Origin of the sequence: Streptomyces sp. XH2, from assembly GCF_049725035.1 — a bacterium.
In the GTDB taxonomy this organism is placed as follows: Bacteria; Actinomycetota; Actinomycetes; order Streptomycetales; family Streptomycetaceae; genus Streptomyces; species Streptomyces roseoverticillatus.
On the sequence record NZ_JBMMMZ010000016.1, the window covers coordinates 82,160 to 96,444 of the forward strand.

General features: G+C 68.8%; 13 protein-coding genes. 2 read left to right on the plus strand and 11 right to left on the minus strand.

The annotated features are described in order from the left end of the window. Positions 1 to 184: 184 nt before the first annotated feature. Positions 185 to 616 carry a hypothetical protein gene (locus tag ACOTKD_RS30590; RefSeq protein ID WP_424892244.1) on the plus strand — a complete coding sequence of 144 codons (432 nt, stop codon included), beginning with the start codon at positions 185 to 187 and terminating at the stop codon, positions 614 to 616. 1,019 nt (positions 617 to 1,635) lie between these two features. Here the strand turns inward: ACOTKD_RS30590 and ACOTKD_RS30595 are convergent. The 3 genes from ACOTKD_RS30595 to ACOTKD_RS30605 all read right to left on the minus strand — a co-directional run bounded on the left by ACOTKD_RS30595 (position 1,636) and on the right by ACOTKD_RS30605 (position 4,353). After that, on the minus strand, positions 1,636 to 2,085 hold the full coding sequence (locus ACOTKD_RS30595) for a hypothetical protein (RefSeq protein WP_424892245.1): 450 nt from the start codon (positions 2,083 to 2,085) through the stop codon (positions 1,636 to 1,638). 397 nt (positions 2,086 to 2,482) lie between these two features. Beyond that, the gene (locus tag ACOTKD_RS30600) at positions 2,483 to 2,929 is read right to left on the minus strand and encodes a hypothetical protein (RefSeq protein WP_424892246.1); all 447 of its coding nucleotides are present in this window, start codon (positions 2,927 to 2,929) and stop codon (positions 2,483 to 2,485) included. Between the two features lie 563 nt (positions 2,930 to 3,492). Beyond that, positions 3,493 to 4,353, minus strand: a complete 861-nt coding sequence (locus tag ACOTKD_RS30605; protein WP_424892247.1) for a ParA family protein — start codon at positions 4,351 to 4,353, stop codon at positions 3,493 to 3,495. Between the two features lie 2,081 nt (positions 4,354 to 6,434). Here ACOTKD_RS30605 and ACOTKD_RS30610 point away from each other — a divergent pair. Next, positions 6,435 to 6,677: an IMP dehydrogenase gene (locus tag ACOTKD_RS30610; protein ID WP_424892248.1), complete on the plus strand. Its 243-nt coding sequence runs from the start codon at positions 6,435 to 6,437 to the stop codon at positions 6,675 to 6,677. Between the two features lie 238 nt (positions 6,678 to 6,915). On the opposite strand, the gene ACOTKD_RS30615 is transcribed toward ACOTKD_RS30610, so the two are convergent. The 8 genes from ACOTKD_RS30615 to ACOTKD_RS30650 all read right to left on the minus strand — a co-directional run bounded on the left by ACOTKD_RS30615 (position 6,916) and on the right by ACOTKD_RS30650 (position 14,260). Beyond that, positions 6,916 to 7,761: a phytanoyl-CoA dioxygenase family protein gene (locus ACOTKD_RS30615; RefSeq protein ID WP_424892249.1), complete on the minus strand. Its 846-nt coding sequence runs from the start codon at positions 7,759 to 7,761 to the stop codon at positions 6,916 to 6,918. Further along, complete coding sequence (locus tag ACOTKD_RS30620) at positions 7,758 to 9,893, minus strand: phosphoketolase (protein WP_424892250.1); 2,136 nt, start codon at positions 9,891 to 9,893, stop codon at positions 7,758 to 7,760. The genes ACOTKD_RS30615 and ACOTKD_RS30620 overlap by 4 nt, the downstream gene beginning before the upstream one ends. Beyond that, a complete protein-coding gene (locus ACOTKD_RS30625) occupies positions 9,883 to 10,545 on the minus strand; it encodes an L-threonylcarbamoyladenylate synthase (protein WP_424892251.1) in 663 nt (220 codons plus the stop codon). The genes ACOTKD_RS30620 and ACOTKD_RS30625 overlap by 11 nt, the downstream gene beginning before the upstream one ends. A gap of 13 nt (positions 10,546 to 10,558) precedes the next feature. After that, positions 10,559 to 11,347 carry a phytanoyl-CoA dioxygenase family protein gene (locus ACOTKD_RS30630; protein ID WP_424892252.1) on the minus strand — a complete coding sequence of 263 codons (789 nt, stop codon included), beginning with the start codon at positions 11,345 to 11,347 and terminating at the stop codon, positions 10,559 to 10,561. Positions 11,348 to 11,431: 84 nt separating this feature from the next. Continuing rightward, positions 11,432 to 12,214 carry a class I SAM-dependent methyltransferase gene (locus ACOTKD_RS30635; RefSeq protein WP_424892253.1) on the minus strand — a complete coding sequence of 261 codons (783 nt, stop codon included), beginning with the start codon at positions 12,212 to 12,214 and terminating at the stop codon, positions 11,432 to 11,434. Beyond that, entirely contained in the window at positions 12,211 to 12,903 is a 693-nt protein-coding gene (locus tag ACOTKD_RS30640; protein ID WP_424892254.1) for an HAD family hydrolase, read from the minus strand. Before ACOTKD_RS30640 ends, ACOTKD_RS30635 begins: the two co-directional genes overlap by 4 nt. Next, a complete protein-coding gene (locus ACOTKD_RS30645) occupies positions 12,900 to 13,346 on the minus strand; it encodes a hypothetical protein (protein ID WP_424892255.1) in 447 nt (148 codons plus the stop codon). Before ACOTKD_RS30645 ends, ACOTKD_RS30640 begins: the two co-directional genes overlap by 4 nt. Then, positions 13,346 to 14,260, minus strand: coding sequence for an enolase C-terminal domain-like protein (locus ACOTKD_RS30650; protein WP_424892256.1), 915 nt, complete (start codon positions 14,258 to 14,260; stop codon positions 13,346 to 13,348). Before ACOTKD_RS30650 ends, ACOTKD_RS30645 begins: the two co-directional genes overlap by 1 nt. Positions 14,261 to 14,285 lie beyond the last annotated feature (25 nt).

Genomic DNA, 14,285 nt, shown 5'->3' on the forward strand with positions numbered 1-14,285 from the left:
CAGGGGTCTGGAAGAACGTGTGAGGGCAGGAGGAATCACGCTTTTCCCCGCGTAGCGGGCCACCGTCTCCACCAGCGCGCAGACTCGCATCCGCGATCTGCGTCGAGACCCGCGGGGTTTCCTCGCGCGTACGTGCGCGTCCCGGCCGACTAGAGCACCCCCCAGCGGCTTCGCCGGAAAACCCATGACGTCCCGCACTCTCAAGATCAGCAGTAGTCGAGTGCGGGTGGTCTGCGTGAAGGGGACGAGCACCGGGGCGCTCTGCAACCACCGTGTCCTCAGCCTGGCCAAGACCCGGCTCCCCAGGAGCCACAAGGGTCCCAGGCCTCGCCGCCTCACCGTTCTCTCCCCCTGCACCATCGGGGCGCTCGTCCAGCGGGGCCTCCCCCGCCTCCGCCCCCTCACCAGCACCTGTTCCAGCAGCGTCGTCCTCGAAGGGCGCCGGGGACTCAGAAGCCCCATCAGTGGTAGCCGGGCCAGCGCCCCCACACCGCGCGCACGCCGCACCGCCGACCACTCCCGCAGCATCTACGGCAGCACTGGCCTCGGCCTCGGACGCCGCCTGAGCAGCCACCACGGGCGGCAGTACAAGCAGCGCTTTGCCCTTCAGACCTGACCCAGTCCCCCGCCGGTCCGTCACCGCCACCCCGTAGGAACGCAGCCGGCCCAAGACCTTTGCCCCGCCCGATACCGAGCACCCCAGGAGCCGAGCCACCGTCGCGCCGGCACGGCCACGCCCCTTCGGCAACCGACCACCCACCAAAGGCACGGTCCCGTCCTCACGGGCCTCAAGCACCAGCAGCAATGCCGCAAGGCGGTCGGTCGCAGAACCCTTTCCGCCGCGGCCAGCGAGCAGCCCCGCACCCCGGCCACCCGGGCCCCAGCCCGGGGCGAACAACGCCTCCAGCACCCGCAAAAGCACCGCCAACTCCCGTCGGCTCAACGCCAACAGATGCCCGGTCTCACCAGAACGCCGCGCCCGCCATACCGGCATCACCACACAGTCCAGCCCCGTGCTCTGCCCCCACTCCCCCTCCGTCACCCGGTACCGCACCGCACCCGACTCGACCAACGGCGGCAGCACATCCTGACGGACCGCTGACTCCGACAGCCCCAGCCACCGGCCCAGCTCACGCGTCGTCACCAACGTGTGGCACGAACGGTGCTCAGACTTCGTAAACAACACCACGGCAGCCAGCCGCGAGGCATCCGAGCTCCCGGCCAGCAACGGGTTCGCCAGCAACGCCCGCACCGCAGCACGAAGTCGCGTGCGCATCCCGCGGCTGAGGATTAGTGGATGACTTGTAGCGAACGCGGGATTGGGAGAGAGGAGCGGGCCGGTTTCAGACAGCACTGAACCGACCTTCGGACCGATAGACACGTTCTACTCCGGTCGAAGGGTGTAAGAGGAAAACCCTTATCGCCGCCCGAGTGACAGGTCGTTAGTCCACTGGGCGTTGAAGGCGGGGGTCAGTTAGCTATGAGTGGGAGCGGTCGTCACCTCGCTCTCGGAACAGGAAAGCCCGGGGACGATGCCCCCGGGCGGAGTTGTCGGCAAGGAGAGCCCCTGCGCACGGATACGGGGCCGGCGGTGGGCTGGCGGATTGGACTGTCCGTCGTCGCATGCATCGGGCGTCATACGGCTTCGGGCTCAAGAGCGAGCCCACGTGGCTGGCGACGGGAAGGGAGTTCCTCGAACCACTTGCCGATAGGCGCGAAATAGAAAGGCTGGTCGGCAAGTTTGAACAGGGCTTGGCAGTAGGGGCCGGGTCCGGTCGCCAGGGTGCAGCCGGTCTGGTAGATGAACAGGCCACTCTCCGGCGTGATGTCGTCCGGGATCGCCGCGCGGGCTGTTTCCACTGTTATGGCCTCCCAGACGCGCAGCGCCTGGTCCTGGTTGGCAGGCCGTCGTTCTTCGGGCCAGACGAGCCTCTTGAGAGCCCCGTAGAGGCGGACGAGAACGATGTCGGTCTCCACGAGGTAGGTGGCGTCGATGACGCCCTCGGACGCAGCGTCGCGCGCGACCTTTGGAAGGACGCCTGCCTCGGTGGCGATCTTGCGTAGTGACCAGTTCTCGGATCGCATTGTGCTCCCTCTCCTTGAGCTCTCACTGTATCTGATCGGAGCTCACTTTATGGAACTGACAGAACCAACCTGGCGTGTCGTCGACGCGCGAGCGACCTCGCACGGGTGAGCTCAAAGTCCGCCTGATTGCAAGGAAATTTGGACATTCAGCCCGCTTGATCGAAGAGGAACCGGTGGGTGGGGTGGGCCATGAATGAAACTGACAGAGCCATTGTGTGTGCAGCGGGTCGAATGGCAGTGCGCACAGGGGGAGCACGATTGGACCAACCGCAAGCAGGGTCGCACGTGTGGGTGCATGCATGACCGCAAGAAAGAATGTGAATATGTGAACTCCTGGGCTGAAAGAGGCGGACACCCTTGCGGTGTCCGCCTCTTTCAGCCCAGGAGTTCTACGGGCTCAGCCCTCTATGGGGCCTTCTTCCTCAAGGACGTCAAGGAAGGTGTCAACTGCTGCGCAGACGACATCGATGACGATGCCGTGACGGTAGGCGCGCAGCGAACGCCGCAGTCCGTTCAGCAACTCGACCGAGGCGGGACTTACGCTGAACTGTGCGCTCCGTCCAGCGGGATGTTCCCCGTCCCAACGCTCGATCAACCACTCGTTGGCCAGTGCTACTTGCTCCTCTGCGCTCGGGGGGAGCGAGCGCAGAGCGGCGTCGAGGTAGTGGCCTGCGGACAAGCGACCGCGACCTGATGAAACGGCGTCCGCGTCAGCCCGTTCCTTGAGGCGGGCGACGGTCTCGGGAACCAGGCGCCCCGACCACATTTCCCAGTTCCGGCCAGTTCTCTGAGCAGCGAACGAAGCCAATACCGCTGCTTGGGCTGGCTTCTCCTTCTTGTTCAAGCGCTTGGGCTTCGGAGAGCGCAGTACTGGAGGCTCGGCGGATGCGGCGGAGAAGGCCGGGCCGTCATTGACACGCCCCGTCAATCGCACCGCACGCCGCGGAGGCTCAGCCTTCTGCGGGCTGGGCGCTGGCTCCGTCGCTTCGACATCAATAGGTGCTGCAGAAAGCGGCGGCGTTGTTGCCGGTGCAGACGCTGATTCCTGCGCTTGCAGCGGGTCAGCCGCATCGGCTGGGGGCACAGGGCCGAGAGGAGTTACCTCGGGTCGTGGGTCTGCCGGCTCCACTGCGGGCGAGGGGAGGACTGAGACAGGGGACTCCTGGAGTCTTTCATCCGGCACCGAGTCCGGAGCAGGTTCGACGCTCACAGCGGGGGGCGCGGAGGCAGAAGCCGGTGGAGTTGGCTCAGCAGCAGGCGACGGCAGGTGCGGTTCGTTGGCAGGAGTGGCGGACTGGCGTTCCTGCTCGGCTTCTTCGTTCCCGAGGAAACCGCCCTCGTCGGCGTCGTTGCCCACGTGCTCAACGGCGGCGAAGTTGAACTGACGCTTCTTGCCTCGACGTGCGGTCATGCGCCACCACCCTGGGCAACGGTGGCCAGACGGTCGAGGATCTCCTGGGTGAGGTCTTCGTACCAGCGGCTGGCGGCGTAAGAGGGTTCGTCGACCACGATCGGGCGACTGACACCGTAGGACGCGGAGATCTGATCACTGGTGCGGATCTCCTTGTCGAAGACCTTCAGGTCCCACTTGGCCAGGAAGGCGTCCACCGCGTCAGCCTCATCGGTCCGCTTCGACGGAGGCCTGGCTTCATTGAGGATGGTGCCGAGAAACTCCGGATGGCACTTGCCACCGGTCCGCTCGGGGACCTTCGCAGTGTTATTGCGGACCACTCGGGCTCCATCGGCAGTGGCGATCCGCGGGTTGCATACAGCGATGACGTAGTCAGCGGCCGCCAGAGCCACGGAAGCGAGAGCGTCCGCCGACGGCGGCGTGTCGATGAGGACGAAGTCGAAGTCGTCCTTGACCTCCAGCAACAGCTCGCGAAGTACGGACGTTGCTTCCCAGCCTCGCTTGGCGACCTCGGTCTTCGCTCGTTCGGTAAGTCCGTAGATCGACCCGATGACATGCATCGAACCTGCGCTGTCGAAGCCCTTCAACAGCACATTGCGGTCGATCAGACGGTCACGGAGGGACGGCATCGTCGCGAGGTCGCCGCTGTCCTGGGCGTCGATGTAGTCGAGCAGAGCACTGCCGATGTCCGCCGGCTTCTTGGCGAACGCGCCGAGCGAAACGCCAAGCTGCCCCTGGAGCTCAAGGTCAATCAGAAGAACGCGGGCTCCGCCACTGGCGAGGGACGCGCCGATGTTCACGGTGGTCGTGGTCTTGCCCACCCCACCCTTCTGGCTGGCGACAACAAGAACCTGCATGGGAGCCCTTCATGTGCGTTACTCACAGGCACAACGCCTGGTTGGTCTCGCGAAGACTGCCTCGCCCCCGAACTGAGACTGACAGCATCACCGAACGTCGGACAGATTAACAGTCAGCTTGGCTCTATCCACGCGTTAGCGGGCAACGTGAGCGTGTCCCGCGCCGATTGCAGGGCGAACAGCGGTACTGACAGCACCGACAAATCGGGTGATCTATGTCGATCTACGCCGACAGGACTCGTAATAGCACTGGCATTCGCCTCGTTCGCGAAGGTCGAACCAGCCTTGCTGTCGACAGCGTCGCTCACCGACCGAGGGGAGCGGCCACCACGTAGCGGCCTGCGGTAGGGAGCCAAAAGCAGAGGGCTCGTCGGAACGCGCGAGCCGTCGGTGGAGGGACCGCCGAGACCGAGGGATGCGAGAGCGGCTGTCTCGCAGGAAGTCGGCGTCAGCGTCAGCCTGGCGGAATGAACGCGGATGCGTCGGAGCGCAGGCCCGGCCGGAAGACAGCAGATCAGCTGAGCTGCACGAACGACTGTGGATCCGGATGCCCGGGAGCACCGGTGCCGGTCCGCCCGTCCGTTGAAAGGGACGTGGCGCTGCAAGCGTGACGGAGCAGGCACATGCAGATGTGCAGGCCAGTCCGCCGTAGTAAAAGCTGGCTCGCGAGGGTGGATGCGGGCCCGTCAACGTGTCTGAGATTGCGGGTGTGCGGTTGATGCCCCGCTAGACGTGAGGCAAGTAAGGGGGGTTGCAAGGCGGTCAGCGCGAGGGCAATGGAGGAAGCCCGAATGGCCGTCCAGTAGGGCGACGGCGTATCAGCCCGCAGGAAGGGCCGTAGGACTGTGCAATTAGGCGCACGGTCGCTGTTGTGGCAGCAAGTTCGTAGGGGATTGCGCCTGCGTGAGAGCCGTATGGGATGTCCGCACGCACGACTGTTTAGGTGGGCGTTCTATAGACGAGAGGACAGGCTGCACGGTTGCACGTAGAGATGCGAAATCGTTTGAAGGGTGCTGCGTCTGAAGCTATGCAGGCATCTATGCAAGGACAGGCGGAGGCATGAACGTACCAACGTGTCAATCAGTGGGAGAACGTGGGCCAGTAGGCATGACAGCACATGTGGTTGTGTGCGGCTAGGAGAGACTGGCAAGAGGAACGAGAGAATGTCTGGAGATGCGTACGCAAGGCCAAGAGAGCGAAGAACTGCGATGTAGTACGAAAGAGCGCAGACGAGAAGGAGTGTAGGGATGAAAACGTGCATGAGAAAACGAGAGAAACACTGCATGAGCGAGAGAATCAAGGACTAAAAGAGTGCAAGGGGGCATGGGTGGCTGGGTGTCAAAACGAAAGGACGAGGGCAAGAGAGGAAGTGGCGACGCAAGGTATAAAGAAGGCGAGATGGATAGCAATAGGGCAAGAGTGGGAGGACGTGAACGTGATCGACGTAACGAAAGGGGGGATGGGGGCAATGAGGATGGAGGCAGTGAAGTGACCAGCGATGGACAGGACGGAAGGCGAATGGAGCGCCTCACTCAGGGTGCGCACAGGTGCAAGAGTGAGTGCATGTAGTGGTGCACCACCGAACGCAAGACAGTTTGAGAGTTTGTGAATCGATGTAGAACTCCACGTTCACGGACGGGTCGCCGGTGGCCAGGAGCGCGGAGGTCAGTGCGGGGTTTTGGTGGGTGTAGGTGTTGTGCCAGCCGAGGCTGGTCAGCAGGTAGACAATGCTCGGCAGGGGCGGTAGTCCGGCGGGCCGCCCGGTGCTGAGCTGCTGGGTGATCAGGATGGTGGCGAGGGGGGGGCGAATGCCTCGTAGGTGGCGATGAGGGAGCGCCGTCCGGTCTCCGTGTAGCCCTGGGCCCGGGTCATCGACCACCCAGGGGGGTGTGCGGCCGGTGGCGTCGCGCACGTCGATGCGGTTGGAGGCGGGCTCGTCGGGACTGAAGAGGCGGAACGCGCCGTGGCGGGCGTGGACGGAGAGCACCGGCGTGATGGCAGAGGGGAAGGAACGCGGCCCGGTGGTGGGACGGTGGAGGAGGCCGCGATACAGCCGCGCGGCGGTTCCGGGCCGGCCGGGAGTGCGCGCTCGGCTTCGGCGAGCATGCCCGTGCGTCGACGGCTACGTCCCCTACGTCGGCAGCCTCCACACCACGGTCGCGCAGACCCGCGCGAAGCTCGCTGCGACGATGAGCAGTTGCGGTGCGAGTACGCTGCGCTCGTTCCACGACGAGGCGGTGCTGGTGCAGGTCTCCGAGCGCAGCTATGAGCAGAACACGGCGGAGGTGCGGCTGCGGGAGCGGACGGTCGACTCCGGCGAATAGCCGCCGTCCGCTACCGCCTTGAGCCCTGTCCTGTCCTTCACGCGTGGGACAGGGCTTGGTCGTGTGGTGGGGAGAGCAGGCGTTCGGAGTAGGCGGCGGCGGGCTGCGGCATGTGCAGGGCGGTGGTCAGGTCCCGCCAGAGCCGGGGAAGTCGCTCGCCGCTGGTGGCGGCACGGACGCCGGCGTGAGGTCAGGGTCTAGTTGGTGAGGGGAAGGGGACCCGGCGGCCGCAGCGATGTCACTGCCTTGTCCCTGGGGGAGTGGCGGACCAGGTACGCAGCGGCTCGGCCCCCTTTCCCTTGGCGAGAGACCCGTCGGGGTTACGGTCACGGTCTCCGAGGAGCTGACGCTGGACGTCGGACAGCGATCGGTCGCCTCGCAGTTCGGTGTACGGGTCGTCGACGGGATGGAGCCACCGGTATCCGTACTGCATCATCACGGCGATGCGCGGCGCGCCGGAGAGGTTGATGCCGCTGGCGTGCCAGGTCCGGTTCTCGAACAGGATGGCGTCCGTGCCCCTGATGGCCGGGGTGATGGCGCCTGCCGGGTCGATGGCGCCGTCGGTGATGGCGGGGGATTGGGTGAGCAGGTGGCTCGCGGGCAGGAACATCGTCATGCCGCAGTCGGGCGTGATGGGTGTGAGGTAGTGGGCGACCTTGATGGCCATGCGTGGGGTGTTGGCGGGGCCGAGGTCGGCGGTCACGCCGTACATGTCGCGGTGCCAGCCGGGCCGGTCCGGGGTGCGGATCGTCTTCGGGGGCCCGGAGGGCAGGGCGATCAGGTGGGCGGACAGCAGGTGGATGTTGAAGCTGAGGAGTTCCACGACCGTCGGCAGCGTGGCGGGGTTGGCGAGCAGGGGCAGGAAGCCGTGGTCCAGGGCGAGGCAGCCGCGGAAGCCGTCTTTGCCGTCGCCGCCACGGTCGCGGCCGGCTGTGATGTCGGAGGCGAGGAGGCGTTGCGCTGTGCGAAGGAGCTGTTGGCGGAGGTCGTCGCTGATGGCGTCGCGGATGATCGCGAAGCCGTTGCGGTTGAAGTCGGCGACCACGGAGGCGTCGGGGCGGCGCGGCGCGGGTGTGGTGGTCACGAGACGTTCCTCCTCGGGGTGTGTGGGATGAGGGCGGTGGCGCGGTCCCAGAGGGATGTGGCGTCCAGGTGGCAGTGGTGGAGTAGGCGTTCGCTGGTGCAGGGCCGGCCGGGGTCGCGGTAGCCGAGGACGGTGAGGCGGGTGCCGGGGTGGCGTCGGCCGAGGAGGGCGTGGAGATCGGCTGCGTGGCCGGTGGTGGCCGTGAGGATCGGGGCGCGGGTGCCGAAATGGCGGGTGAACGCTTCGTCGGTGAGGGCGAGGGGGTGGGTGCCGGGTTCTGCGAGCGCGGTCAGGTCGTGGATGTGGAGGTAGCGCAGCCGTAGTTCGGGGCGGCGGGCGCGCAGTCGCCGGGCGAGTGCGGTGAGCTGGTGCGCGGGGAGGTCCCCGGCGGAGGCGAGGACGAGGTCGGGTTCGGTGGTGCCGGGGTGGGTCAGGTGTGGCCAGGGGGCGATGCCATGGCGGATTTCCTCCTCGATGGTGTCTTGGGGGTGGTGGGTGAGGGGGTGCTTGCCAGCGATGACGAGGGTGCAGCGGTCGAGTTTGCGGAGCGCGAAGGTCAGGGCGGCGGCGGTGCGGGCCGGGTCGGCAGGGGTCAGGACGTGGACGGACGGGTCGCCGGTGGCCAGGAGCGCGGAGGTCAGCGCCGGGTTCTGGTGGGTGTAGGTGTTGTGCCAGCCGAGGCTGGTGAGCAGGTAGACGATGCTCGGCAGGGGTGGTAGTCCGGCGTGCCGGCGGGCCGCCCGGTGCTTGAGCTGCTGGGTGATCAGGCTGGTGGCGATGGGGGCGAATGCCTCGTAGGTGGCGATGAGGGCGCGCCGTCCGGTCTCCGTGTATCCCTGGGCCCAGGCGTGGCACAGCTCTTCGTTGAGGACCTCGACCACCCAGGGCGGTGTGTGGCCGGTGGCGTCGCGCACGTCGATGCGGTTGGAGGCGAGTTCGTCGGGACTGAAGAGGCGGAACGCGCCGTCGCGGGCGCGGTCGGAGAGCACCGGCGCGATGGCCGCGGGGAAGGAACGCGGCCCGGTGGTAGCGGCGACGGCGGAGGAGGCTGCGATGCAGCCGCGCGGCGGCTCAGGGCCGGCCGGGACGGGGCGGGGCGAGGGGAGAGCAGATATCAGACGGGTGTGAGGCTGGCCGTCGGGGGTGAGGAGCCGCTGCGGCTGGTAGGAGGCGAGCCAGGTCGCGAGAGCGGTGAACTCGTCCTGGTTGCCAGCGGGATTGACCAGTGGGGCCTTGTGAACGGCAGGGGTGCCGGCGAGGGGGCGTTGCGCGACTGCCTTCGGGGCGCCGTGGCCCTTGGGCAGGGTTAGCACGAGCACGCCACGGGGACCGGTCTCACCCAGGGGCGGGCACACTGCGAGGGCCTGGGTCAGCGCGGTGCGCAGCTGGTGGATGCTGGTGCCGTCGCTGAAGACGGGTCGGTGCCCTAGGCCGGTGAAGTAGGCGGTCAGCTCCTCACGGGTGAGGCCGGACAGGAGGCTCGGGCCGCCCATGCGTTGGCCGTTGAGGAGGACGACGGGCAGCACTGTGCCGTGACGGCCGGTGCCGGTGAGGGCTCGGGTGCCGAGCCAGGAGGCCGCGGTGGCGCCGGTTTCGCATTCGCCGTCGCCGATGAGGACCACGGTCAGGCGGTGCGGGGCGTCGAGGACGGTGCCTTGGGCGACGGCGAGGGCCGGGCCGAGCTGGCCTCCGCTGTAGAGGTGGCCGGGGAGCAGCGGGGTGATCTCCGAGCCGATCGCCGGGTGCGGGAAGCCCGTGACCAGGGCGCGCAGCCCTTCGGCCGAACGCGTCAGCCAGGGGTAGCTGTCGCCGAGTTGGCCGGTGAGGTAGGCGTGGGCCAGCGCGGAGGGTGCGGCATGCCCGCCGCCGTGCACGACACGGAGGTCCGTCCCGGGCGGCAGGGCGCGCTGGAGCGGTCCGAGGGCGGCGAGCATCCGGTTGACCGGTGGGCACACGCCCCAGTGCCCGGCCGGTTTCCGCTTCACGTGGGCGGGCCGGAGGGGCTGTTCGAGGAGCGGGTTGTCGGCCAGGTAGAGCTGGGCGAGGCAGAGGTAGTCCAGCGCGTCGGCGAGCGCGGTCACCGCCTCGTCGGGGACCGTTTCCTGAGCTTGCTGGTGGAGGTCATGCCACATGCCGGTCTCCCTTGGTGGGTCCGGTGGTGAGCGCGGCGTCGATGGCGCGCGGGTGCACGGTCCCGTGCCGGTGGACGCGGGCGGATCCGTTGGCGGTGCAGTCGACGATGGTCATGTGCTGGGCGAGAGGGCAGATCCCGCCGTCGATGACGGCGGCGATGCCGGCACCGGTGCGGGTGTTGAACGCGGCGACGTCGCCCGTGGTCAAGGCGGGGTGGTCGTCGGGGCTGGCGTGGGGCGGTGAGATGCTGACCGCGGAGGCGGCCAGCGGTGCTCCGGTGGTGTCCGCGAGGTGGCCGAGGACACCGTCGGGGCAGCCGACCAGGGCAGGGGCGCCGATCCCTGCGGGGACGGCGTGGCCGGGCTGCCAGGGCAGGCGCAGTGCGAGGTCTCCGGGCCACAGGCCGGCCATCAGGGCACGGGCGTCGTCCGTGATCTGGAAGAGCTGCTGGGCGCGGGCGGGTGTGTCGAGGACCAGGAGGAGGGGCTTGTCGGCGGGGCGCTGCTTGGCGCGGAAGATCTCGCCGACGGCGGCCGGCTGGTCGGCCCGGGCACAGAGCATGTACCAGCGGGCGGTGGGAACCGCGACCAGGTGCCCGTCCGACAGCAGCGCCGCGGCGCGGCCGACGTGCCGCGGAGTCAGGATGTCCATGACCGTCCTCCGCTCACAGGGTTCCGGAATCGGCCGGGCCTTGGCGCTCGGCGAGGGGGCGCAGGCTGGGGTATTCGGCCCAGGGGTCGCGCAGCGCCGCGAGGGCGAGCCGGTGGTGGTCGTGATGGTGGACGCGGAAGTAGACCATGGTCCGCGGGGTGCTGCTGGTGTTGGTGCCGACCCGGTGGGGGACGAGGTGGTGCATCACGATGGCGTCACCGGGCTCGGCCAGGAACGGGGTACCGGTCTGCTCGGCGACGTCGTGCGGGGTCTGCGCGTGGTCGCCCAGGGACCATTCGTGCGAGAACCAGGCGGCCATGCGGTGGTGTCCGCCGGGCAGGTAGTGCAGGGCCCCGGCGTCTGCGTCGGGGATGCCGGAGAGCATCACCCCGGCGATGAGGGTGAAGGTGCGCAGCTCGGCCGGATCGTGGTGCGGGCAGGCCACGCCGTCCACGTGCATCGCCTTGGCCGGCTGGGGCGCCGCGTCGGGCAGGCGGATCTGGACTTGGGCGGTGGCCACGGGAATCGTCGGTGCCGGGGACAGCAGCTGATCGACGATGCGGGCGAGACCGCTGTCGTGGTACAGGGCCAACAGGGCGGGGTGTTCGGTGAGTTCCGGAGCGAAGGTGCGGTTGGTGTAGTCGCTGAGGTCCGTGGCGCGGTACCGGTCGCGGTACCAGGTGTCCACGAGGTCGGCGGCCGGCTGCACGAGGGAGCTGGGGGCGAAGTGCCGGCGGATGAGGACGCCATCGCGGACGAAGTCCTGCCGATCACACCCGCTCAGGGGTATGGACGAGGTCATGGCTGGCTCCCAGTAGACGAAGTGAAGGCCCCGCGCCGGCGCAGGGGAAGGGGGCACATGCCCGCCCGGCGCAGGGCGAGTGGTTCAGCGGCGGCCGAGCACCACGGTGAACTCCGCGTTCTCGACCAGTCCGTCCCCCTGGTCGTGCTGTCGCAACAGCTCCAGGGCCTGGGTCTCGAACTCGGACCAGCGGTCACCGAACAGGGGGCGGGCGGCGAACGAGGTGGACGAGAGGTAGCCCACGACGTGTTCCGGGCTCCACTGCCGGCGCACCTCGAAGCGGTGCTCCTCGACGTCGGAGAACGCGGACTCGGCCATGATCTCCGCGTACGGCCGGTCGTGGGCGTTGTAGGTGCTGTTCTGGCCGGCGCGCCGCTCGGCGCCCAGGTAGCTCTGGATCAGCTCCCGCAGGGCGTCGGTCCAGGCGGACCGGGCGGTCCACAAGCTGCCGTCGCCCATGACCGCCACGGCCCCCGTAGACGTGGTGCACCTGTCGAGCATTGTCAGGACCTTCTGCTGATCCATCCAGTGGAACGCCCGGCAGATCGTCACCAGATCCGCTTTCCATGTCGCGGCGGGCGGGGCGAAGTCCTCCGCCCGGCTGTGGTGCAGCCGCACGATGGTGCCGGGCAGGGCCGCGAGTGCGCGCTCGGCTTCGGCGAGCATGCCCGCGTCAGCCTCCACCACGTCGATCTCGGCGAACGCCGTGTGCAGGGCGAGAGGGACCTGGCCGGTCCCGGAGCCCAGGTCGAGCAGAACCGGTGCGTCGACGTGGCGCACCGTGCCCGCAAGGAGGCGGGCGGCTTCGTCGGGGATGCCCGGGCGGAACGTGCGGTAGTAGCTGGCGGTGCCGTCGAACGTGCTCACGCTGTACTCCTGGTGTGGGGCGGGACTGCTGTAGCGGAGAGGGAAGTCAGGCGGGCGACGGCCGCGTGCAAATCAGGCACGACCATCACCTTCGGGCGCTGGACAGCCGGCAGCTCGGACAGCGCCGTCGGGTCGGAGGTGATCCACACGGCTCGGGCATCGGCCGCGAGGGCGCCCCGCACGTCGTAGTCGAAGCTGTCGCCCACGTGCACGAGCCGTTCGACGCGGACGCCGTGCCGTTCGGCGACAGCGCGCAGCGCTCGGGGATCGGGTTTGGAGAAGCCCAGCCGCCACGAGGGATAGTGCGCGGCCAGGTGCGGAGCGAGATGGCCAGCGACGTCGCCTGGCCGCTCGTCCCAGCTGCTGACGTTGGACACCGTGACCACCGGCAAGACCCGGGCGAGCGCGGCCACGCATGCGACCGCACCGGGCCACCAGGTGAACTCCGGTGCCTGGTGCTCGTGAGGAAAGAGGTCAAGATCGATGCGCAGGGCCGAGCAGACGCGGGCGATGGCGGCCTGGTCGCCGGGACGAGCGGTATGCAGGTGCTGCTGCGCCAGGCGTTTCGCGGTGGCAGCGGGCAGCGGCGAGAGAGCAACGAGCCGTGCGGTGATGGTCGGCCCGGCCGGCGCACCAAGGGTGTACCCGACGTCCAGGGACACCATCTCCACCGAGCCCGCCGCGTTCACGACGCGCCCTTGGAAGCGGCGACGATCAGCCGGATCCGCTCGGCGCGCACGTGCGGATCCCGGGCCTCGGACAGGTAGGTCAGGGCATGGCGCGTATGGGCGGCATCCCACTGCGCCGGGTCGACGCCGGCTTCCGCGGCGGCGCGGGCCAGGTCCTCGGGAAGAGCGGGCGGGCGCCAGCCGTGCGGGAGCCGCAGGGTGCCGCTCCACCGGTCGCCCAAGTCGTCCGGCAGGGTGGCCAGGTCGGTGGGGGCGAGGACGGTGATGTCGTCGAAGGTGAGGATGCGCACCTGTACCTCTCCCGCGTCCGGTACGTCCAGCAGCAAGGTGCCGGTCAGGAACGTATCGTGCCCGCGCAGCGGCTCCTCGAGCACAAGATGAGGGCCCTGGGGGCCCGCCTCGTGGCGGCCGGCAACGGTGATCGCGGTGCGTGCCTGCGGCATCAGGACCACCTCGGGGTCAGGCCCAGCCCCGGACGGTCCGGCAGGGCCAGGAGCCCGCCCTGGGGCTGTAAGGGGTGGGCAAGGGTGCGCTGGCGGCGAGGCTCCCAGACCAGCTGGTACTCCACCGCACCCGCCACCTCCGGGAACGCGGCTCCCAGATGTACGGCGGGGACTAAGGCACGTCCGTGGAGATGCGCCGGGACTGCGGCGGCGCGCGCCAGGGCGAGCAGGCGGGTGGCCTCGGTGATGCCGCCGCACCAGGCCACGTCGAAGGTGAATGCCGCGGGAGGGCAGACGGTCAGCAGCCGCTCAGCGTGCGCGGTGCTCGTGATCCGCTCCCCGAAGGCCACCGGAAGGGGTGAACCGGCATCCTGGAGCGCCAGGTACTCCTGGCAGTCGGTCTCCGGCAGCGGATCTTCCACCCAGCGCACCACGCCGGCGGGCAGACGGCGGGCGACGGCGCGGCCTAGTGACGTGTCCCAGGTGCCGAGCGCGTCGATCGCCACCGGGGCCCCGGCCCACCGCGCAGCCCGTTCGGCCAGGACGGCGGTCTCCTCGGGGTCTTCGTGGGCCCGGATGGACCACTTGGTGAACGCGAAACCCGTGCCTGCGGTGCGGCGCACTGCCTCTTCGGCACCGTCGTCGTTCAGGTCCAGCGACAGCCACGATGCATACGTCGGGACCTCAGTGGTGGGGGCTTGGGCGAGCAGGGCCGCGACGGGGCGGTCTTCGAGGATGCCGTGCAGGTCCCACACGGCACAGTCCACGACGCCCGCTGCCCATGCGCCGAGCCCGGCTCGGTGCGGGCCGAGCTCGGCGAACAGCCGCTGCACGAGCCCGTCGTGGTCGGCCACCGGACATCCGAGCACCGCCTGCCCGAGCCGGACGGCCACCGCGGCTGGCAGCTCGGGCACCGGCCCGAAGCAGCCCGCCCGGCCC

Bases quoted from the DNA above. Each gene is read 5' to 3' on its own strand.
- ACOTKD_RS30645 (WP_424892255.1), bottom strand. From the start codon at position 13,346: ATGCCGCAGGCACGCACCGCGATCACCGTTGCCGGCCGCCACGAGGCG.
- ACOTKD_RS30605 (WP_424892247.1), bottom strand. From the start codon at position 4,353: ATGCAGGTTCTTGTTGTCGCCAGCCAGAAGGGTGGGGTGGGCAAGACC.
- ACOTKD_RS30625 (WP_424892251.1), bottom strand. From the start codon at position 10,545: ATGGACATCCTGACTCCGCGGCACGTCGGCCGCGCCGCGGCGCTGCTG.
- ACOTKD_RS30590 (WP_424892244.1), top strand. From the start codon at position 185: ATGACGTCCCGCACTCTCAAGATCAGCAGTAGTCGAGTGCGGGTGGTC.
- ACOTKD_RS30620 (WP_424892250.1), bottom strand. From the start codon at position 9,893: ATGTGGCATGACCTCCACCAGCAAGCTCAGGAAACGGTCCCCGACGAG.
- ACOTKD_RS30630 (WP_424892252.1), bottom strand. From the start codon at position 11,347: ATGACCTCGTCCATACCCCTGAGCGGGTGTGATCGGCAGGACTTCGTC.
- ACOTKD_RS30595 (WP_424892245.1), bottom strand. From the start codon at position 2,085: ATGCGATCCGAGAACTGGTCACTACGCAAGATCGCCACCGAGGCAGGC.